We start from the raw sequence: 22,617 nt of genomic DNA, 5'->3' as shown, positions 1-22,617 counted from the left end.
TATTCCACTTTATATTTGATGCCACGTACGGGTTTCAAAATATTTAACTTCTAACCACAAGCTATAACTTCTAACCACAAGCATTGATTTTTCTTGCGCAAAAAATCACGATTTTCTAGCATTATTTCATGATTGAGCTTGCAAAAATAATAACTGCTATACCGACTTTAATTTGCGCAATAGCATTATGCTTTACAGATATGCGCTACTTTTGCGTACCCAGATTATGGGTGATTATTGCAATTTTCGCCCAAACTTTATCAAATTCAATTTATTCGATAGCAACAAAACACGATTTCTCAATAACTTTATACGGATGGTTTTCCGCACTAAGCTGTTTTCTTCTATATTTAACTATGCGGAAAATATCAGGGAAGAAGTCGATTGGATTCGGAGACATAACCTGCGCGACTATGCTTGCACAAGCTTTGGGATTATTTGGAATTGAAAGTTTAATAACATGGATAGCGCTAACAGGGGTAATCGGCGGATTTGCAATTATTGCATATGTTATATTTCAAAAGTACGTTAATACTAAAAAGCAAACATCTAATTCTACTTTTAATTCAAATTCAAATCCAAATTCTAAATCAAAATCAAACCCAAAATATGATGATAAAAATAAAAGCTTACGAATACCGTTTGTTCCAGTTGAAGTATTATCCGCTATATTCGCAGTGATACTAACTTTTTCGTATTAATTGGGGTTATTCCCCAAACTAATAGATAAAATAAAAACCCCGCACAAGCGGGGTATTAAGTCTAAACAAACAATCGCGCTGAAAATTAATACAACGCAATTGAATTTGCAAACACAGCTTATCGGGTCTCGCGATGAAGTGTGTGCTTGCCGCAGCGTGGGCAGAACTTGTTCAACTCAAGACGATCAGGCGTATTACGACGATTCTTCGTCGTGATGTAATTACGCTCCTTGCACTCCGTGCATGCAAGCGTAATGCCTGGACGGATGTCTGCGCTCTTACTTGCCATTTCGTTCACCTCTAGAATATTGTATGTTGACCAACTCCTGCTGGCCATTGTAGCGAGGAAGAGACTCGAACTCTTGACCTTACGATTATGAGTCGTACGCTCTAGCCAGCTGAGCTACCCCGCCAGAGAGCCTCGAGTGAGAATCGGACTCACGACCTCTTCCTTACCAAGGAAGTGCTCTACCACTGAGCTATCGAGGCGTGGCGGGTAGTGGATTTGAACCACTGAAGCACGAAGCAACTGATTTACAGTCAGTCCCATTTGGCCGCTCTGGTAACCCGCCATGTTATCGCTAGGAGTAATCTCCAAACGGCAACTTTGTTATTTTGCCACGAAAACGAGACTAATGCAAGCCAAGACACGCCGAATAAGCTCACAAATGCCTCCGCTTATCGGATTATTCCCGTCAAAAACCTTGATTTTACAAGGAAAAGAAATTTCTATAGATTATTAAAAAAGTGCACTAACTTTCGCTAGTGCACTCATAAATCCTTATTAGTAACTTAGATTATTATCCAAGATTCCTATAAGAACGCAACCAAAAATAGGAAACTAACCTTCAATAGTTGTTGTACCCGAAAGAATCGTGTACACCTTGAAACCTATCTTTGCAAGCTTATCGTTAGACAACAAACCTAACTCATCAACTTCGCTTTCGTTCATACCTGGAATCATCTTTACATCACCGCAATAGTTCTTAGTGCGATCAGTGTAAATAGGCATATAACGCAAATTCCAAAGGAAGTAAGGCAAACGCACTAAGTCTTCCTTAGTTAAATTAACTGTATTGCTATATACAGGGATTCCAGCAACTCGAGCATAAGCCTTTACTACTGCAAACTGATTCGCATATACAGTGTTCTTGCATATCTCGCGTGTTTTGTAAAGGAACAAAACGTACAGAATAGTGCAAATTACAACAATAGCCATTATTGCCAAGAAAAGCAGCACAAACAAAAATGCAATAAAATGAACTACAGCAGCAGCATTCTTAACATCTGAAATATAGGAATAATCATCATTTGGCAGGAATGCTGAACCAACGCCACGCAGTCTTCCTTCATATAATACGAAGCATGGGAAAAGTCCAGAAATAAGCATAAATATGAACGCTACAACAAATACGATTGCGCCAATAAGTGGAGCTCGATTTGTATGCAAGAACGCATAAAGCAAAGTTCCTCTTTGAACCATATTGGAAGAATAATCATAATTCGGCGGCAAAACAGCTTTGCTTGTCAAAGAATCATATGGATCAGCACCATTCTTGTCGCGCATTGCGTAGCTATAACCCTGATTCAGCTTATAGCGAGTCTCAATATTCCCCAATTTGGAAGCCGAGAAACTACTCATTAAGCCTTTCAAGGAATCCATTATCTGGGAGCCATTATTACCTGGCTGACCAGGACCACCCATTGGCTGACCAGGACCACCCATTGGATAACCACCCATTGGCTGACCCATTGGACGACCTTGTGGCATAACAGGACGACCTAAAGCCTGACCTGGGTGACCAGGCTGGCCCATCGGCTGGCCCATTGGACGTCCCATCGGCTGGCCCATTGGCTGACCAGGGCGACCAGGCTGACCCATTGGCTGACCAGGGCGACCCATTGGCTGACCCATTGGCTGACCCATTGGACGACCCTGCTGCATAGGCTGCTGAGGACGATTTTGGTTGTAAGCGCCATTAGATTGCGGATTCATATTACGATTTGGTGCCTGATTAGGACGCGCACCATTATTCTCATTATTCGGATTATTTGATTGACTAGAAGACTTATTTTGCATCTGACGATCAGTCGAGTCTGTCATAGTTTCTCCTTTTCCCATTCTCGATTGTCGGTTTCTGGTAATTTTACTCTATTGAATCACTTTTTAATATATTGTTGTGCGTGTCGAAAAAATATTCTTTCCCTTAATACCTGATTTAAACTTATATATTTTCCTTTACCAAATACGCTCTGCACCAATTAGGCATAGATTTGAGTATGACACACCCACGGCACACCGTATTTACTTTATCTCCACTCTGTGTTACTCTTTTTGAGTTGTCTGCCGAACGATAATATTCGATTGGCATTCGACTTGGAGAATTCGCCTAGTGGTCTATGGCGCACGCTTGGAAAGCGTGTTGGTGTAACAGCCTCACGAGTTCGAATCTCGTATTCTCCGCGAGTAGGGTTTCTAGCCAATCGCCAGAAGCCCTTTTTTCATGCCAAAAACCCTTGAAATATCAACGTTATATCAGTATCATACACAAAATATCAAGGGTTAAATAAATCTAAAAATAGGGGTTATTTCCTAGTTTATTTCCGGGTGATTCCCGGGTGATTCCCGGGTGATTGCAGGGTGAAAGCGAAAAATAAGTCCTTATTCAGGGTTAATTCCCAAAAATAAGGACTTATAACACACAAATAAAAAAATAATCAGTGCCCGGATTCAGCGTAATGCTGTTCAACGGCATATTTCAAATTATTCCACGTATTGTAATGCGACGAATACCAATCAATAGTTTCCTTTAAACCAAGATTGATACTTATATGCTTTGGACTCCATCCAAGCTGAGTTTGAATTTTAGTCGCATCGAGCGCATATTTGCGATCTTCACATAATCTTGGCTTAACTCGCTCTATATCAGATTCAGGCCTACCCATAATGCGCAAAATAATCCTAAGCATTTCAATATTACTTATTTCGCATCGAGCACCAACAACATATGTTTCACCAATTGTTCCACATGTCAATATTCGCCATATTGCGTCGCAATGATCTTCTACATGTATCCAATCGCGAATGGAATCACCCTTGCCATACAATTTCGCCGGCAATCCGCACATAATATTCGTAATCTGTCTAGGAATAAACTTCTCAATATGCTGACGAGGCCCATAATTATTCCCACAATTAGAAATAGTTGCGCGAAGACCATACGTTTTACACCATGCGCGAACTAGATAATCACTAGAAGCTTTTGAAGCAGCATATGGACTCGTAGGATTATATGGACTTTCTTCATTGAAGCGCATTGTGCTGTTTAAAGGTAAATCACCATATACTTCATCAGTGCTTATGTGATGGAATCGAATATTGTATTTTCGGGCAGCATTAAGCAAAACATACGTGCCACAAACATTCGTGCTTATAAAAGGATCAGCACATTCAAAAGCATTGTCATTGTGAGATTCTGCAGCAAAATGAACAATAACATCTATCGCTGGAAGGCTATAACCGGATGCAGTTACATGTTTCGCATAAGGATTTAAAAGCTGATCAACTAAATCAGCATCGCGAACATCACCTTTTACGAAGGAATAGTGGTTATTAAAAAACTCTTGCGGCAATTCGTATAAATTACTTAAATTCCCTGCATAAGTCAAAGAATCCAATACTGTAATTGCAACATCAGGATGATATTTCGCAATATAATGCACAAAATTAGATCCTATAAATCCAGCTCCACCAGTAACTAATATATGAGATGGCATATCGATAGAATTATTTTCCATTATTATCACTTCAATACAGATGCTTACTTATATAGTCTTTTGTTTAACTATATGGTTTTATATAGTTTTTGCTTACTTATATAAGATTATTTATTTAAAAGTGGAGCTACTTGCGATTCGTAAGCGCGCAAAGCCATGTCGATTACGTTGTGCATATCGTAATAGTTGTAAGTGCCCAAGCGACCACCGAAAACAGTGTTCTGCTCAGCTGCAGCAAGCTCCGCATAGCGAGCATACAATGCTTTATCTGCATCAGTATTCACAGGATAGTAAGGCTCATCCTCGCGAGTAGCAGCGCGAGAATACTCCTGCCATACAACAGTTTCCCCAGCTTTCACGCTTTTGCCTGGCACGAAATCAGCTTCACCGCTAGCTTCACCACTAGATTCCGTAGAAACTTCCTCGCGCTCTGGATTAAAGTTCTTAAACTCAATCGCGCGCGTAAATGGCACATCAGCATCCGAATAGTTCATAACTGGGCAGCCAAAGTGGTCGCTCTCCTCGTAACGCACTTCCTTAAAGTCAACGGTACGCCACTTCAATTCGCCGAGAGCATAGTCAAAATACCTATCAACCGGACCGGTATAAACCACCGGCACTCCAGCCTCCGCCAACGCGCGCTTGTTAAACGGCTGCGATTCGTCGAAAAAGTCTACGCCAAGCGAAACGTGGATTCTAGGATCGTCAATCATGCGCTGCATCCAAGCTGTGTAACCGTCTGTTGGCAAGCCCTCCCAAGTGTCTTTAAAGTAGCGATTATTGTAGTTGAATCGCACAGGCAAGCGCTTAATAATTCCAGCCGGAAGCTCGGAAGGATCTGTTTGCCACTGCTTTGCAGTGTAGTTTTTAATAAACGCTTCATAAAGCGGACGGCCAATTAAGCTAATGCCCTTATCGTTCAAATTCTGCGGATCTTTGCCAGCAAACTCCCCCGCTTGGCTTGCAATCAAAGCCTTCGCTTCTTCTGGCGTGTAGTGAGCGTGGAAGAACTGGTTAATAGTGCCCAAGTTGATTGGCAGTGGATAAACTTCGCCGTCGTGAGTTGCATAAACGCGATGCACGTAGTTAGTAAATGAAGTAAAACGATTCACGTAATCCCATACGCGCTTATTGCTTGTGTGGAAAAGATGCGCACCATACTTATGAATTTCAATTCCCGTGCGCTCGTCAAAATACGAGTAGGCATTGCCGCCAATATGATTTCGAACGTCAATAATTTCAACGCGAGCGCCAGTATGTTCCACTGCTTGCTGAGCTACAGTTAAGCCGAACAAACCAGCTCCAACAACCACTAAATCTGGGTAAGTTGTATTTTGGGAGGTTGCTGACTGCGTCATATTATTTACCTTTCGTACTTTCAGTTGGGCTTATTATTTAAACTATGCTCCAACTCAATTCATTCATGCACAATACATTTCAAGAATAGGCTTAAGCGTATATATACGTATATATAATGTCTAATATGACTAAGGCAAAGAGTGCAGAAAACCGCGCAGAAACCCAAAATAAGCAAGAAATGCAAGAAAAACAAGATTCTAACAGCGCAAATAGCAACAATAAAGGTTGGGAAGTTGTAAATCGTGTTGTTTACCCTGTAAAAGACGCTGAAATTACTATGCCACTTTACGTAATTCCTTGGCATCGCTCGTATTTGCAGCGCACTGTGCTCGATCCTCGTATGAATACGCGCGCAATCGATATAAATAATCTAAATCTTACTGATTTTAAAAAGCTTCTTGCTGACACAAGCAGTCACTTGCCAAATGTTGAAACTCAAGGTGTTTGCACTGTTCTTTCACGCAACTCGCTTTGCATTGACGCAGGAAAACATGTGTCTCTTTGCACTTTCTTTAACGCTTTTCCTGCAAGCTATTGGCAGCATTGGACGAGAGTAAAAACTGTTAAGTTTACTGCAAAGGTTGAAGGCGCCGGCTACTTGCAACTAATGCGCTCGACTGGACGCGGACTTACTTATCCTGTGCAAAAGTTTGAGTTTGATTTTAACAAGCAGCAAAATCAGTCTGCGCAAACCATCAGCTACGAAATACCTATGACAGGTCTTGCAGACGGTGGATATTTTTGGTTTGAGGCTAAAGCAAGTGATTCTAGTTGCTTTACTGTTAGCAATGCTGAGTGGAGCGTGCCATGCGCGAATAAAGTGCAATCAGGCAAAAAACAGCAATCAAATAGCACTTTTTCTATTGCTATTACTACGTTTAATCGCCCTTCATACTGCCACAATCAGCTGAAAGCAATAGCAGAAAACAAAGCACTTCGTGCGCGACTTGATACAATTTATTGCACAGATCAAGGCACCGATTTAGTTAAGAATCAGCCTGGATTTAATGAAACAAGCGCAAATCTTGGCAACCAGCTCACCTATATTCAGCAGGCTAATTTAGGCGGTTCCGGCGGATTCTCGCGAGGCATGTTTGAGACACTTAAAGCTGGAAGAAGCAGCTACACTATGCTTCTCGACGACGACGCAATTAGCGAAACAGAGTGCATTCTTCGCGCGCTTCAATTTGCTGATTACACGATAAAGTCTGCTATTATTGGCGGCGGAATGCTTCACTTGGATAATCGTACCGTCCTTTACACTCAAGGCGAGCGATTCACTCGCAATAACGTATGGATGAAACCTTCACAGAATCTTGATTACAATCATGATTTCGCAGCGATTACTTTGCAAGATTGCCCTGAGCGCCATCAACGAATAGACACTGATTACAACGGTTGGTGGATGAGCCTTATCCCAACTGCAATTATGAAAGAAATCGGTCTTTCGCTACCTGTGTTTATTAAGTTTGACGACACTGAATATTCGATTAGAGCGCTTGAGCACGGTTATCACACGATTTGCTTGCCAGGAGTTGCAGTTTGGCATCAAGCTTGGCACGATAAGGATCCTTCGCGCACTTGGGAAGAGTACTTCTTCCAGCGCAATCGTTGGATTTGCGGACTACTTCATTGCACTAAACCAAGCTTGCGTTTTGCGATTGAGATGCTTAGAAGTGACTTGGCTTCCGGCTTAAAACTTGCGTATTCTGCTATGCAATTGCATCATATGGGATTGCAGGATATTTTGCGCGGGCCACAATATATTGTTGATTCGATGCCGCAAAAGCTTGGTGAAGTTCGTAAAGCGCGTCAATCCTTTAGCGACACGCAGCCTATAAATGACGAATCGATTATTAGCGAGGTTTCGCGCGAGCACGTAAGTCCGTTTACTGCACATGATGCTAAAGCTTTGCGTAAAGCACAAAAACACGCAACAATTAAGGCTTTGCTAGCGCACGAAAAACACGCAACGAACGCAAAGAGCGCGAAGAATCCTCGTCCGGAAGTTGCGATTCCAGCTCAAGATGTTTCTTGGCCTTCGTTTGTTGGCGTAAATACTGCAATTGTCACAGCCCCAGATGGCACTACGCTGAATCTTTTCCAAAGAGATAGCAAATTATTCCGTAAACTGTTGCGAACAGACGTATTCTTGGCTTTAAAGATGTTACGCCGCTGGAAGAAGCTTTCTAAAGCGTATCGCGCTTACGATATGGCGAGCGTTGAAAGTTGGGATAAAATCTTCAGCTCAACTAACAACAAATAAGTAACGGCGATGGCGAAAACAGCTACAAAAAGCCGCAAAAAAAATAACCGGAGATGTTTCACGAAATTTCACGAAACTTGCTTAATCGTCATCGCACGATCGCTTAGCAAAGCATAATCGCGATTACGACTATCTCTGATTACAAACGTGCAAGCGTTCGCATCCACAGCAACAGCTAGCAAATCCGTGTAATCATCCTCGGTTGGGCTAGGCGTACGCAAAGAAGTAAAAAGCGTAAACTCGCCATTGTTAAACAAATTTAACGGCATTTCAAAATGCACTATTTGATGCCCACGCTTTTGCATTTTCAACACTTTAGAACCAGTATCGTAGGTAATTCCGCCGCGCCGAATATCATGCAAAGCAATCGCCAAATAGAAATCACCCGGCTCGTCGTACTGATACTCAACAGCAAAACGGAAAGTATCGCTACTCTTGTAAATCTTGTCTTCCAAAGCATACGTCCTAAGCAACGGACACTTCGCATTTAATCCTTGCGCATACTGCCCCTTGCCCATCTTTTCGCCAAGCTTATCCTGCTTTGCGCGCTCAGCTTCAATATTTGCCAAAGTATATTGATCTGCCACGGACTCGGTATTTCCAATCGCAGCAACTTCACCGTCGCTAATCATCATCGCACGCGTGCAATAGCGTTTCACAGCATTCATATCATGCGTAACAAGAATAACGGTTTTAGTAGGATCTTTTCGAATTTCAGTAAAGAAAGAATCACACTTACGCTGGAAAGCTTCGTCGCCAACAGCCAAAACTTCATCAAGAACTAGAATATCTCCCTGAGCTTTAATAGCAACAGAAAAAGCCAATCGAACTTGCATACCAGAAGAATAATTCTTTAACTTTTGATCCATAAAATCTTCAAGCTCAGCAAATTCAACAATATCGTCATACATTGCGTCAATTTCTGCGCGAGTAAATCCAAGTAAAGCTCCGTTAAGATAAACATTTTCGCGTCCCGTAAGCTCCGGATTAAACCCAACACCAAGCTCAATAAAAGGAACGAGCTTGCCTTTTACTTTCACGCTTCCAGTATTTGGGTAATAGATTTGCGAAATAATTTTCAGCAACGTTGATTTTCCGCCACCATTTCGCCCGACTATTCCGAAGAATTCACCGCGATGCACTTGGAAACTTATATCTTTAAGCACATGCTGGAATTTGTAGCCTTTAATGCCTTTAGTAAGATTTATAAAAGCTTGTTTTAAGCCAGTTGCTTGCTCGGTTGGCAATTTAAAATATTTGCCCACGTGATTTACAGACAAAACAATATCGTCGTCTCTTGCTTCATCGTCATCTCTTGCTTCAACGTCATCTTGCAACTTATTCATAAAATCCACTTCCCCATCATAGCTTTCGTAAAATTTTTGCGATTTGAAAATCAGTCATACAGTTTCTTGCAACACATCACATAACTTCTACAAAAGCATGACTATTTTTCTTAAACACATAAATACCAATCAGAAAAACTAATATCGTTAGCAAAATAGGAACAAAAGACATCCATGAAAGCCCGAATAAACTCCACACAGTTGGCTGCGTATCAGGAGCGATAAGATTATGCCTCATATCCTGAATGCATTGAGCTATAGGATTAAGCAATTCCATCCTTGCTAACTTAGCGAAAATACCGCCTTTATTAATTACGTAGCTAAGCGGATAAATAATTGGCATTCCATAAAATAGTAGCTGCTGAGCCACTTCCCAAATATGCAAAATATCGCGGAAATACACATACATAGTAGACATTATTAGTGCAATTCCAATAGCGATTACATAAAGCTGAATCAAACTAATAGGAAGTAAAACTACTCTCCACGTAAAATGAACGCCGTTGAAAATAGCGAAGCAAAGCACGACTACTAAATTAATTAGAAAACTTATTAAAGACCCGATAGTTGCCGAAACTACAACAATATAGTTAGGGAAATGAATTTTACGCAACAAATCGCCACGATCTACAAGCGAGCGCAATCCAATAGACGTAGATTCTTGCACAAACTGCCACGCGCTAATACCTAAAAGCAGCACAACTGGATACGTTGACGTGCCATCAGTCATACGCAAAAACTTGCCAAAAATAAGATACATTACGCAAAACATCATCAATGGCTTTAACGCTGACCATGCTACACCCAAGAAAGATCCTTGGTAGCGCAACTTAAAATCAGTTTTTACTAAGCCTCTAAGCACGATAATTGCGTACGAATACTTTTTACGACAATGATCTATTAGATTTTTCACGGTACTCATATTATCAGTTAGATTGTAATTGAATTTGCGTGTTGTCTAGCGTACACATAAACCTCTTTGTGTTAACATCATAACTATGCCGAAAATATCTATTATTGTTCCGATTTATAACGTTGAAGCCTTTTTACAGCAATGCTTGGAGTCCATTCAAAATCAAACTTTTACTGATTGGGAATGCTTAATGTTTTCAGATGGAAGCAAAGACGGTTCCATCGATATTATGAAATCTTTCGCTAAAAAAGATAGTCGATTCGTTGTTATTGAAAAAGAAAACGAGGGCTATGGGGCTACTTGCAATCGCGGCTTGGAGCGCGCTAAAGGCGAGTGGATTAGCATTGTTGAGCCTGACGATTTCATCGACCCACACATGTATGAGCGTCTTTTAAGCAATACAGATCTTACAGATGAAAAAATCGATGTTATTAAAGGCGGATACTGGCTTTTTTATGATGGAAAAGATGGATATAAGGATGCAGTAAACACGCCAAACTTGTGCTATTTTATGCCGAAGCACAGGTCTATTTTTAGCTTAAACGAGTTCGCTGAGCCTTTCTACCATCACCCTTCTATTTGGTCTGCTATTTACCGCAAAGATTTTCTTAACGGAGATAACAAAAATAATGCAACAATACGTTTTAAGCCGATTCCTGGAGCAGGTTGGACAGATAATCCTTTCTTCGCGCAAACTATGGTTTTAGCGAATAAAATCTGCTGGAATCCTGGAAAGTACTACTATTATCGTCAAACTAATCCTGGCGCTTCTAGTTTATTGAAAGATTTTCATCTTCCTTTCGATCGTTTGCGTGATATGCGCGAATTTCTTAGCAAGCAGAATATTTCACGCGAAGTTTTGCAAGCTTTTTATTCACGCGAATTTGATTACGTTAATTCGTTAATCACAGAGTTTGGTTTCGACGATAAGAATCCTGAAATACGCGAGCTTATTTACGAAGTTTTTAGCTCTATGGATTCAAAAGAAGTTTTCCTTATGGCTTCTCGCCTGAAGCCAGAATTTATGGATTACTACATGGATTTCTTAGGATCCTCGTACGAAGTTAAAGCGCACAAAGCAGAATCTAATCCTGAGCTTTCTCTTGTTATTTTCACGCATAATGCTCATTCTTGGATTGTTGACTCCCTCAAAGCTTGCACTTCTATAAGCAATATTTCTTGCGAATTTATTATTGTTGACTCTCATTCTTTGGATAGCACTCTTAATATCGCTAAGAGATTTACAGATAAAGATAAGCGCTTTACAATTCAGCAAAATGACGATTCATGCACTATAAAAGACATGATTTCTAAAGCAGTTGATTACGCTCATGGAAAATACACGATTTTCATGCCTTCAAGCTATATAATCAACGAAAATGTGCTTAAAGCCGCTTTAGATAATCTACACAAATGCTCTAATAATAAAAATAAGATTATTGATCTTGAGTTCTTTAATAACAAAAGCTTGCATAGCGATTATCTAATTGATTGTTCTATTAAAAATGATATTAAGCATAATATCGATCTTTCCAACGAAAGCTTTATTAGAGCTGTAAATAGTGATGACACAGTGCAAGATACTTATTACGGATCTTATGCACCTAAGGATATTTCAGAACTTCTTATAAACAGTTGCTACAGCTACGGTTGGCAGAAAATATGGAGAACTGACTTCTTGAAATCTGCTCGCGTTGAAGCTGGAGATAACGATACTCCTGCAACTCTTATGACTTTTAGCACGCGCGCAGCATTAGAAGCTCAAAATATTATGTATTGCGATTTGGCTAAATCATACGAAAATGCTTATGGAAGATTCAGTGTTGGAGCTGGAGAAGGATTCGAAAATCTTAATACTAAAACGATTCCAGAAAACTTCTGGCTTTCAATAGAGCATAATACGTCGTTTAATGAAGCACCTCTTGAAGTTAATTCAGTGCTAGAAGTCGGAAAATGGCTTGAAAGCGAAGGACTTCTTGAAACATATAATCAGGGATACGCGAATGCTCTTATGGAAAGCTTCGTTCACGATTGCCATACGCGAGTAACTTCTGAATCCTTAGCAAAAATCGTTCAAGACAAGCTGCAAGAAGTATTAAAAGCTCTGAATTATGAGGAAAATTCACATATCTTGCCAACGTATTTCTACGACGAAAAAGCTTATAACGAGTTCCAAAAACTACAACTTAACGCCACTTCTCGCACTTTGTGGCTAAAAGGGCGCATGTTTGAATTTGAGCGCAAAAGCGAATTATGCGAGCAGGAAATTAGTAATATTCGCACTTCTGCGCGCTACCTGATTGGCGAAAAAATCGTAAAAACAGCGAAAAAAATAACTCTCCCAGTGTTTATCGCAAAATTGCAGAAAAAGTTACGCCTTATGAGAAGGGATAACAAATAATTCTGCGAGCGATACTGGTATAACTACTTGTATAAATACTGGTAGCTAAACTACCAGCGCTTTAACGCCAATAAGTTTAATGTAACTAACCCTTATGTTTTGTTCTCTATTTACGCGCGTAAGGGTTAGTTTCAATATCTTGCTTAATCGCCTCAATAGTATGTTTGTCGTTGAGTAATTCACGGCTTACATGTTGCAAGTGCGAAACCATATCTGAAGGAAGCTGATAAATATTCCCGTAATAGTTGAAGAGAATTTTTTCTGCTTTATTAGGTACTAGAATTTCGAATTTTTCAAATTCTTCTTGCCTAAGTGGGAACATATCCTCATATTGAGATGTGTATATTAATTCAGAATCGACGTTATCAAGCCCGTAAATAATATTGCACTCATTACTATTAGATTCATTCGCAATAATATTTTCACTTTTTGCAATATTTTGATATTTAGTGAAAATATTTTCTATTTCGCTACTAAGTTCTTCGCCATCTTCCAAATATCCGTTTGCAAGCCACTTATTATAAAAAGGCCTAGATCTCAAATCTTCCTTTAGCTCTTCACGAATTTCAATGAACCTTCTCTTAGTATGCTCATCGTATTTAGGCATGTAATCGTAGAAGAAAATATCAATAAAGCTAGGATCTTCAGAATTTTTATATCGCAATCTAAGCTGTCTGCAGAAAACGTAAGGGTCAAATACAAGTACTGCGCGATAGCGTTTAGACAGCTTTTCGTCTTTTTTAAGCAATTCGAGAAGCTTATCTACGTCACTTCGCATCATTCCTAAATCTGTATCGTCATCCCAAGGAATAAATCCGCGATGGCGAATAGTTCCAAGCAAAGTGCCAAAATCAGCCCAATATCGCAAATTATATTCTTTAGCAACCGCTGCAAATTCACTTAAAAGCGAAGCGCAACCGCGTTGAATAAGTCGCACAGAACCCGTTGCTTGAGGAAGACCATAGTAAAAACGCTTGCGAGCGTCAAAATCGCTTTCGTTGTCATGTCGGTAGTTTGCCCAAGCTAAAAGAGAAGCATGCTCTCGATTCGTAAGCATGTCAACATGCATATTGCGCTGGTTTTCAAGAATTCGCGGCAATTGCTCGTCTAATATGCGTTGCATGCGATCTACGCTGGCCTGTAAATCGCTAACTTGCGCTCTAAGATCTTTTATTGAACGTTTTGACGAAGGACAATGCTCAATAAATTTGCGCATTAGCTTACGAAATACAGACGCCATACTTACACCTTCTGTTGCTTTCTCTCACTTCTATTAGCGAAAGTCATATGGTTATTTATTATAATACGTTTTGCTGCTTGCAAGCGACCTATTCTTTAAACGGCTTTAAAGTTTGTAAAATTTAACATCATTGGTGTTCAAAATAAAAATTTAATAGCTATTTTTGAACGCTTGTTGTATAATGAACAAAACATCAACCACAAGCGAGGCTCGCATGGCTATTAATTACAACGAATTTAAGCTTCTTACAACGCTATTAAATAACAAAAACATGAGTGCGCAATTAAGCCAGCGAGACATAGCATTGCAATCAGGGCTTTCACTTGGAACTGTTAATTCGGCAATAAAAAGCGCAGAAAATAAAAATCTTATTGAAACAGCAAACGAATTGCGTATCACTGAAGAAGGCATTAAATCTCTTGAACCGTATAAAGTGCGCAACGCTATTATTATGGCAGCAGGCTTTTCTTCAAGATTCTCCCCTATTTCATACGAGCTACCTAAAGGACTAATCAAAGTTCGAGGAGAAGTTCTTATTGAACGCCAAATCAAGCAGCTTCATGAAGCTGGGATTAACGATATAACAGTTGTTGTTGGCTACAAGCAAGAGCAATTTTTCTACTTAGAAGACGCTTTTAACGTAAAAATCGTGCCAAATAGCGAGTACAGAACTCGTAATAATAACAGCTCGATTATGGCAGTAGCAAACCAACTATCAAACACTTATATTTGCTCATCCGACAATTATTTCGACGAAAATCCATTTGAAAAATACGTTTGGAAAGCCTATTATTCCGCACAATTCCAGCAAGGATACACTAAAGAATGGTGCATGACTTGCGGAGCGCATGATCGCATTACAAAAGTCACGATTGGCGGAAGTAACGCTTGGTACATGATTGGTCACGTGTATTTTGACGAAGCATTTTCTAAGCGATTTATGCAAATTCTTAGTGAAGAATACGATTTGCCGCAAACTGCAGGAAAGCTTTGGGAGGATATTTTTATTGAACACATTGACGAACTCGACATGCAAATGCGCAAGTACGATACGCCAATTATTCACGAATTTGATTCTATTGATGAGCTGCGCGAATTTGATCCACTTTTCCTAGAAAATATTGATAGCGCAATTTTTGACCATATCACTCAAACGCTTAAATGCAAAAAATCCGATATTCATAACGTTTATCCGCTTAAAAAAGGTCTTACTAATTTATCTTGCCATTTTTCGGTTGGAAATAGCGAATACGTTTATAGGCATCCTGGCGTTGGAACAGATGTGCTTATTAATAGACAAGCCGAAGCTGAAGCTTTGCAATTGGCTCAAAAACTTGGTTTAGATGGCACTTTTATTACAGCAGACACTAAAGAAGGTTGGAAGATTTCACGATTTTTGCCAGATTGCCATATTGCGGATATGCATGATTCTAACCAACTACGAGAAAGCTTGAAATTAGTTCGTTCTTTGCATGAAAGTAACGAAAGCGTGCATCGCAACTTTGATTTTTACGCAGAATCTCAGCGCTATATGAAAGAGCTTAACGATAGAAATGTGGAAATACCGCAAAAAATCATAGACTTGAGTGTTTTAGCTGACAAGCTTCATAAGTTTGTAATTACTCAAGACGGAACGCATACTTGCCTTTGCCATAATGACATACTAGGCGCAAATATTTTAATAGATCAAAACAATCGCTATCATCTTATCGATTGGGAATATGCTGGAATGTCTGATTACGCTCAAGATTTTGGTACTTTATGCGTTTCAGACGAATTCAATAACACTGAGATAAACGAAGCTATGTCTGTTTATTTAGCACATACTCCGTCAGCACAAGAAAAGCGTCATTTACTGGCTTATATAGGATTTGCAGGATGGTGCTGGCATTTGTGGTCACTTGTTAAACAAGCAGAAGGCGAAAATATAGGGACTTGCATGTACACGTACTACAGCTATGCGAAACGCTATATTAATGAAGCTTTAAAAGCTTATGAAAATAACAAATAATCGACAAACTAACAACAAGCAAGCGGAAGCTGAATAAGCAGCATCTAAGAAAGCTACAGATAAACAAGCAGAAACAAATCACGAACATCCTCTAACAGCAAGTAGGTATTTATGAAATATTCGTTTCTAAGTGGACTTTTATGGGGAGTAGACACAGCTCTTCTAGCTCTTTTAACTGCATCATTCGTATTTGCAAATAACGCATCTTACGAAAACAACACTGCTCTAGTAATCTTCACAGGAATTATTGGCGCATTACTTCACGATATTGTATGCGCAATACTCATATGGACTTATATAAGCGTTAGAAAAAAGTGGAATAAAACTTTTGAAATACTAAAAAAGCCAAAAATTCTCACGCCTATTATCATAGGATCTTTACTTGGCGGACCTATTGGTATGAGCGGATACGTTTTAGCAGCAAGCAATATAGGAGCAGGATACGCTGCAGCAATTTCCGCACTGTACCCTGCTTTTGGAGCAGTTCTTTCTGCAATCGTACTAAAAGAACGTTTAAGCGCAAAAAAGTACGCAGCTTTCACTTTAGCTCTTATAGCAGTAGGAGCACTTGGATATTATTCATGCTCTGATGCGCAAAATACACTAGGTTCTGCAAACATTACAAACACGCTATTAGGGTTAGCTGGGGCATTTTTAAGCGTAATCGGTTGGGGCAGCGAAGCTGTAGTATGCGCGTGGGCGACTAGAAAACAAAGCGCAGACGACGAAACAATCTTACACATTAGAGAAACAGTATCTGCTATTTCTTACACGATAATCGCGTTAATACTATGCTTCACAGCCAATATTTCAGTAAGTAGCATATTCGCATCCTCTAAGCTTCTAGCAACTATATCAATGCTAATTGCAATAGGCTTACTTGGAACAGGATCATATTTAAGCTATTATCGCGGAATTGCACAAGTAGGAGCTTCTCGCGCAATGGCAGCAAACGTCACGTACGCTGCATGGGGAATGATTGCATCCTCCATAATTTACCAAACAATGCCATCAATTATCGCTTGGATTTGCTGCATTACTATTATGTGTAGCACGATTTTCGTAGCGCGAAAGTAGCATATCAAAACCTTGCGCAGCAAACGGAATCATAAGCAAGTATGCTGGCAAAATATATTGCGATTGTGCTTCCCACATAAGATACAAAACAGCAATACCGAATACAATTACGAAAGGCGTTAAATATTCGCAAGAAATAGATTTTTTCTTACGCAAAGTTACGCATAAAAATAGCGCGTTAAAAGCTACAAGCATAAATTGAAGAGCATCCAAGAATGTAAACGTAATAAAGCCAAGCTTTCCGGAATAAAGCGACTTTAAAACAGGATTCATTTTACGCTCAATCAAAACTGGCCTACCTGGGCCGCTCCACTTCCAACTACTTGCAAGCAAAGATTCATAGGTTGGCTCAAGCCATTCTCCAGCAAACTTTTTAGTTATGAAGCTAAAACCATCTGCAGGATTATTTGCGAAATGCTTAAGATTATTGCGTAATAATGCTGTAGATTCTTTCTTAATATTATCCTTGTTATATGTTTTAACGTCGAAGCTCGTAGGATATCCGTTATACCATCCAGGATTATTTGGACCTGTTTTGCGAGACGGATCAGTTGCCATTGCAAGCCAAACAGTAGAAGGCAAACCATTTTTTGCATTATGGCCAAAAGAATTAGCTGAACTTGCTACAGCAACATTACTTAAAGCAAAGAACACAATCGCGAGCAATACGCAAACAGCGTGCTCCCACTTTTTAGAACGCAATGCAGATACAATCCACACAACAATCATTCCAAGTAGGAAATAAACCATAGTTGACTTAAGCAATATCGCAAAGAATATGCAAATCAGCGCCTGAACAGCGTTAAGCCAACTTCCGCTTTTAATATTCTTAGCGTGGAAGATAAGCGCGCCAAAAACAAACGGCAAACACACAGTATTACCGTACGCAAAAGTCGCGTAAAAAATCATAGGCAAAAACGCTGCATACAAAAGCAGAGAAAGAATAGTCACATTTTTATTACGGAATAACAAATTCACGTAGTATGCAATAAGAATTCCAGTAATAGCAGCGCATAACACGTTCAATACTTCAAAAGCGAGATACGCATTAGAGCCAAAAATGATTACCAAAAATCGCATAAGAGAAAGAAGCGGGAATTGGAATGGGAAGCGAGTCAGGTAACCGCCCGGGCAAACAATCCACGATAATTCCGACGTATCAGTAGCGCAATTTATAGGTTCTCGATTAGGATCCGCATAATATTGCGCCGCGTTAAACATATAGACAGAATCCCATTCAGGCCAAGTATGAGTGACCCTTACCCACAAGAATCCTAATATAAGCACATAAGCAAAAACTGCTATTGCAAAGTATCGAATACGAATCTTATCAAAAATATTTCGCTTCTTTAAAAACGCGAAAATAAAGAATAATAAAGCGCTTAAAGCGAGTACGAATGGAGACTGAAACCACAAAAACTCAAGTCTGTACTCCCCCGGGAAAAGATGAGCAGAAAGAATTAAGCTAAGTAGTGCTAATGCGCTGAAAAATATGGCTGAACACCACACAATAGCATTGCTAAAAAAGCGCCCGAGCATTACGCTTACATGCTGAAAACGCTCAATCATACTTTTAACCCCTTTAAAGATTGCTTTCACAAAGCGCCTTAACAAAAATTGTATTTATAAAGACTATATTTACAAAGATTTCTCGATATAGTAACGCGGACGATGCTTAGATTCCAAGTAAATCTTGCCAATATAGCTTCCAAGTATGCCCATAGAAATCATAAGGAATCCGCCAATAAACCATATTGAGCACATAAGCGAAGACCAGCCGACAGCAGTGTGATTAGTAAACAGCGAAACAATTACGTAAATAAACATGGCGAAAGCAATAACAATAGAAAGCAATCCCATATACGTAACTAACCTAAGCGGCTTAACTGAAAACGAAGTAATACCCTCTAAAGCGAAAGAAATCATCTTCTTCAAAGGATACTTTGAAACTCCGGCAGTTCTTACACCACGCTCGTAATAAACTTTGCCAGTTTTAAATCCAAGCATTGGCACAATTCCGCGAAGGAATAGATTCACTTCACTGTATTCGCTTAGAGCATCCAAAGCAGGAGCGCTCATTAGACGATAATCCGCATGATTCGGAACAACCTCCGCACCCATTGCGGCAAAAACCTTGTAAAAAGCCAAAGCAGTATTGCGTTTAAACCACGTGTCTTTTTTGCGCGAAGAACGAACTCCGTAAACAATCTCGCAATGCTCTTCAACAAACTTTCTAAGCATTGCGTCTACTGCATTCACATCATCTTGTAAATCAGAATCCATAGAAATAGCGGCATCGCAGCCCTTCTCACGCGCATACATAAGTCCTGCGTAAAGAGCATTTTGATGACCGCGATTATGCGCAAGTTTTACACCGCCAAAAAGTGAAGGATCATAGGTATTAAACGAAGAAATCAAATCCCAAGTAGAATCTTTAGACCCATCGTCAACAAAAATTACGCGACTAGAAGAATCAATAAGCCTACGAGATACAAGGCTATTCATTTTATTGCGAAGAACTTCCGCGGTAGTTGCAAGTCCTTGTTCTTCATTAAAGCAAGGCACAACAATGTATAAAACTGGTGCTTTAATCTGTAAATCTTCCATATTTCTATTTTTTATATTTTGCGTTTTTATATTTTGCGTTTTTATATCTAGGTTATTTATATCCCTGTTATTTATATCTCTGATTTTACAATCAACATCTTGACTGTCAGTATTTTGACGATTATCAGCAGAATTCTTCACAAATAAAAAGTATAATATACAACCAGTATCTGATAAAAGTTGCATCAAATACGGGCACTCACATCGATAATTACATATGAAAATGGCCGGCATGCTTATCACACCGGCCATTCGATTAATAATTGCTTAAATTATTACTTTTATTGCTTGATTATTGCTAATAATTACTAATTTGCAATTATTACTTATCTCGCTTCAAGCACGGAATTCTGGCACTTCTGACGCCAAATACCCTTGCCGTCGTAATGTTCATCTTCAACAGGTCCGCCGACTTTTTCAAAGTCACCGCGTGCGTAATAATCCTTGCGAAGATTAAACAATATTGCGAACTTATCGCGCGAGCCGCGAGTCCACAAATCGCCGTTCTGGCACTTCTGACGCCACCAGCCGTTGCCCATGTCTTCTTCATCGGCAACAGGAGCGCCAAGACGAGGAGTACCACCATGCTTGTAGAACGAACCGCGCAGATTAAACATTATTGCAAGCTTAGTATCTCGTCCGTAAGTCCAAACGTCACCGTTCTGGCACTTCTGACGCCACCAGCCGCCACCAATGTTTTCCTCATCAGCAACAGGCGCACCAAGACGATTGCAATCTCCGTGATTGTAATAGGAATCTCGCAAATCGTATTGAATTACAAGCTTCTCGCTACGTCCGTGAGTCCACAAATCACCGTTCTGGCACTTCTGACGCCACCAATCGCCGCCCATGTCTTCCTCATCAGCAACAGGAGCGCCAAGACGAGGAGTACCACCATGCCTATAGAACGAGCTACGGAGATTAAACATTATAGCGAATTTCTTATCTGAACCATGAGTCCAAACGTCACCATTCTGGCACTTCTGACGCCACCAGCCGCCACCAATGTTTTCCTCATCGGCAACAGGAACACCGAGACGAGACTCGCCACCATGATCATAATAAGATCCGCGCAACTCGTATTGAATTACGAACTTCTTATTACGTCCGTGAGTCCAAACGTCACCATTCTGGCACTTCTGACGCCACCAGCCGCCACCTAAATTCTCTTCATCGGCAACAGGCGCGCCAAGACGGTTGAATCCACCGTGAGAGTAGTAAGCGTCACGCAATTCATATTGCAGCACGAACTTGTCACCACCACGGCTCCATACTTCGCGGCGTCCATTCTTACTAATATTCCAACCGGTTCCGTTATTTTCTGAAGACTGAACAGATACCCTGCCGAAATGCATCAAAGGACCGCTTGTAATAACGCTTCCATCGGCCATGCCAAATGCGTTCAAATCCACTCGTCCATCAATACCATCAATATCTCCACTGGAAGTGTACTGCCATCCAATTAACGGAGTTGTCATATCAAATCCAGGGCGCATTCCATAACTTGCAACCCAGCTTGTACGATCATGTATGAAGCTTGAATTAAGCGGACCCTTCAAATAATTCGCGTATGAATAGATAGCAAGATTGTCATAGCCTGCATCAACTAATTGATTCCACCATGAAGCAACAATATCCTGATAAACATACGGAGAATTAGGAGGATTGTGACCGCTCCAGCTCCATTTTTCCAAATCGTAATACACTGGGTAAGTTAAGTCGGAAGGCTTAACTCCTAAGCCACGCAATTTTTTAACTAAATCTACGCCTTCTGAAGCACCATCTTCTGGGGTTTCAGCATAAGAATAAAGATAAACGCCAAACGGTATACCTAAACGCTTGCATTCGCTAATATTGCGCCTTGCCTGCTTATCGTATCCGTTATCCCAGCCGTAGCTTACGCGAATAATAGCACCGTCAACGCCTGAAGTACTGACCTTTTCCCAGTCAATCTTCTTCTGATGCTCGGAAACGTCAATAACAGCAGTTGCATTTCTTGCAAAAACATTGTCATAACCATCAATGAATGTTACGGCACCTGAATCATCTGTATCCCAATGAGCACCATATTCGTTTCCGTAAACAGCTATATTTCGTACGCTGCTTGTTGTGCGGACTGTTCCAGAAATATTCTGATTCAAGGCTTCACTAAAAGTAGCATTCTTAACAGTTGGCTTATTTGACGAATTTAGTTCTTGTTCTTTGCTTGAACGATTATTATTCGAAGCACTATTGTTATCTTTCGCGCTATCTTTCGCGTTAGATTTCGCGTTAGCTTTATTTGATTGAACAATAGCTTTACGAACTTCTGAAACTTTTACAGGTTCAAATCGTACGCCATTCGTAAGCTCTAATGGATCAGCAGGATGATCTTTTGTACCGACAAGTTTTTTATCAGTTACAGTTTTTCCTGTATCCAGAGACTTTAACTTCCCATCCTTTGTGAAAGCGTACTTTGAAGAAACAACTTCAGCATCGTTTGGAACTGATGAATTAATCTTCTTAGGAAGCTCCACATTCGGATTGTTAGGAATAGAAGATGAGTTATTAACATTATTTGATTGATTTAATTTAGCTCGCAAATCATCAGACGAATCTGCATACGTTTGACGAACAACACTCGATTCAGCATTATCCACTAACGATAATTTTTGACGAGGTCCACAAACGTTCGCACTGAAAGCAGTTGCAACTGATATTAAACCTACAAGCACACGCACAATAATCTGTCCCACAAATCCTCCAGACATATGTTTTTACGCGTTTTTGCCTTTATAACCATAGCAATATGCACAAACACATTCAAAATATTGTGATTCTTAAGGCTGATTTTAAGTGTTATTTCTGGGTTATTTCCCAAAATGTGACAGAAAATAAAAAATCTCAGCGAAATATGAGACATACTCGCTGAGAAATCAA

The 22,617-nt window shown here is 40.0% G+C and carries 15 protein-coding genes and 4 tRNA genes; 6 read left to right on the top strand and 13 right to left on the bottom strand.

Going from position 1 to position 22,617, the window contains the following annotated elements:
* Positions 1-128: 128 nt before the first annotated feature.
* Positions 129-701 carry a prepilin peptidase gene (locus HXT51_RS05725; RefSeq protein WP_421776391.1) on the top strand — a complete coding sequence of 191 codons (573 nt, stop codon included), beginning with the start codon at positions 129-131 and terminating at the stop codon, positions 699-701.
* A gap of 118 nt (positions 702-819) precedes the next feature.
* On the opposite strand, the gene rpmG is transcribed toward HXT51_RS05725, so the two are convergent.
* The 5 genes from rpmG to HXT51_RS05700 all read right to left on the bottom strand — a co-directional run bounded on the left by rpmG (position 820) and on the right by HXT51_RS05700 (position 2,805).
* Positions 820-990 (bottom strand): 50S ribosomal protein L33, encoded by a 171-nt coding sequence (gene rpmG, locus HXT51_RS05720; protein WP_103084679.1) that lies wholly within the window; start codon positions 988-990, stop codon positions 820-822.
* A gap of 50 nt (positions 991-1,040) precedes the next feature.
* Positions 1,041-1,114, bottom strand: a tRNA-Met gene (locus HXT51_RS05715).
* 4 nt (positions 1,115-1,118) lie between these two features.
* Positions 1,119-1,190, bottom strand: a tRNA-Thr gene (locus tag HXT51_RS05710).
* 1 nt (position 1,191) lies between these two features.
* Positions 1,192-1,273 (bottom strand) — tRNA-Tyr (locus HXT51_RS05705).
* Positions 1,274-1,542: 269 nt separating this feature from the next.
* A complete protein-coding gene (locus tag HXT51_RS05700) occupies positions 1,543-2,805 on the bottom strand; it encodes a hypothetical protein (RefSeq protein ID WP_421776390.1) in 1,263 nt (420 codons plus the stop codon).
* Positions 2,806-3,080: 275 nt separating this feature from the next.
* On the opposite strand from HXT51_RS05700, the gene HXT51_RS05695 reads away from it, so the two are divergent.
* A tRNA-Ser gene (locus HXT51_RS05695) sits at positions 3,081-3,165 on the top strand.
* A gap of 254 nt (positions 3,166-3,419) precedes the next feature.
* Here the strand turns inward: HXT51_RS05695 and rfbB are convergent.
* Both rfbB and HXT51_RS05685 read right to left on the bottom strand, forming a co-directional pair.
* The gene (rfbB, locus tag HXT51_RS05690; RefSeq protein ID WP_421776389.1) at positions 3,420-4,499 is read right to left on the bottom strand and encodes a dTDP-glucose 4,6-dehydratase; all 1,080 of its coding nucleotides are present in this window, start codon (positions 4,497-4,499) and stop codon (positions 3,420-3,422) included.
* 86 nt (positions 4,500-4,585) lie between these two features.
* The gene (locus HXT51_RS05685) at positions 4,586-5,836 is read right to left on the bottom strand and encodes a UDP-galactopyranose/dTDP-fucopyranose mutase family protein (RefSeq protein WP_421776388.1); all 1,251 of its coding nucleotides are present in this window, start codon (positions 5,834-5,836) and stop codon (positions 4,586-4,588) included.
* A 125-nt stretch (positions 5,837-5,961) separates the two neighbouring features.
* On the opposite strand from HXT51_RS05685, the gene HXT51_RS05680 reads away from it, so the two are divergent.
* Positions 5,962-8,103 (top strand): glycosyltransferase, encoded by a 2,142-nt coding sequence (locus HXT51_RS05680; protein ID WP_421776833.1) that lies wholly within the window; start codon positions 5,962-5,964, stop codon positions 8,101-8,103.
* A gap of 68 nt (positions 8,104-8,171) precedes the next feature.
* Here the strand turns inward: HXT51_RS05680 and HXT51_RS05675 are convergent, their stop codons facing one another.
* The gene (locus HXT51_RS05675) at positions 8,172-9,449 is read right to left on the bottom strand and encodes an ABC transporter ATP-binding protein (RefSeq protein WP_415691778.1); all 1,278 of its coding nucleotides are present in this window, start codon (positions 9,447-9,449) and stop codon (positions 8,172-8,174) included.
* Between the two features lie 76 nt (positions 9,450-9,525).
* On the bottom strand, positions 9,526-10,362 hold the full coding sequence (locus tag HXT51_RS05670; protein WP_421776387.1) for an ABC transporter permease: 837 nt from the start codon (positions 10,360-10,362) through the stop codon (positions 9,526-9,528).
* A gap of 85 nt (positions 10,363-10,447) precedes the next feature.
* Here HXT51_RS05670 and HXT51_RS05665 point away from each other — a divergent pair, with 85 nt between their 5' ends.
* Positions 10,448-12,763, top strand: a complete 2,316-nt coding sequence (locus HXT51_RS05665; RefSeq protein WP_421776386.1) for a glycosyltransferase family 2 protein — start codon at positions 10,448-10,450, stop codon at positions 12,761-12,763.
* Between the two features lie 106 nt (positions 12,764-12,869).
* Here the strand turns inward: HXT51_RS05665 and HXT51_RS05660 are convergent, their stop codons facing one another.
* The gene (locus tag HXT51_RS05660; protein WP_421776385.1) at positions 12,870-14,003 is read right to left on the bottom strand and encodes a LicD family protein; all 1,134 of its coding nucleotides are present in this window, start codon (positions 14,001-14,003) and stop codon (positions 12,870-12,872) included.
* Positions 14,004-14,217: 214 nt separating this feature from the next.
* Between HXT51_RS05660 and HXT51_RS05655 the strand changes: the two genes are divergently transcribed.
* The gene (locus tag HXT51_RS05655; RefSeq protein WP_421776384.1) at positions 14,218-16,014 is read left to right on the top strand and encodes a phosphotransferase; all 1,797 of its coding nucleotides are present in this window, start codon (positions 14,218-14,220) and stop codon (positions 16,012-16,014) included.
* A gap of 111 nt (positions 16,015-16,125) precedes the next feature.
* The gene (locus tag HXT51_RS05650) at positions 16,126-17,091 is read left to right on the top strand and encodes a DMT family transporter (protein WP_421776383.1); all 966 of its coding nucleotides are present in this window, start codon (positions 16,126-16,128) and stop codon (positions 17,089-17,091) included.
* On the opposite strand, the gene HXT51_RS05645 is transcribed toward HXT51_RS05650, so the two are convergent.
* The 3 genes from HXT51_RS05645 to HXT51_RS05635 form a co-directional block, all read right to left on the bottom strand.
* Positions 17,026-18,660: a glycosyltransferase family 39 protein gene (locus HXT51_RS05645; protein WP_421776382.1), complete on the bottom strand. Its 1,635-nt coding sequence runs from the start codon at positions 18,658-18,660 to the stop codon at positions 17,026-17,028. The two genes, HXT51_RS05650 and HXT51_RS05645, sit on opposite strands and share 66 nt — an antisense overlap.
* A 69-nt stretch (positions 18,661-18,729) precedes the next feature.
* A complete protein-coding gene (locus HXT51_RS05640) occupies positions 18,730-19,698 on the bottom strand; it encodes a glycosyltransferase (RefSeq protein WP_103084821.1) in 969 nt (322 codons plus the stop codon).
* A 326-nt stretch (positions 19,699-20,024) separates the two neighbouring features.
* On the bottom strand, positions 20,025-22,448 hold the full coding sequence (locus tag HXT51_RS05635) for a GH25 family lysozyme (protein WP_421776381.1): 2,424 nt from the start codon (positions 22,446-22,448) through the stop codon (positions 20,025-20,027).
* Positions 22,449-22,617 lie beyond the last annotated feature (169 nt).

Origin of the sequence: Gardnerella sp. KA00255, assembly GCF_049244095.1 — a bacterium.
GTDB lineage: Bacteria > Actinomycetota > Actinomycetes > Actinomycetales > Bifidobacteriaceae > Bifidobacterium > Bifidobacterium vaginale_F.
Note: the sequence above shows the minus strand (reverse complement) of the source record. Positions and strands in the feature narration are given on the sequence as shown.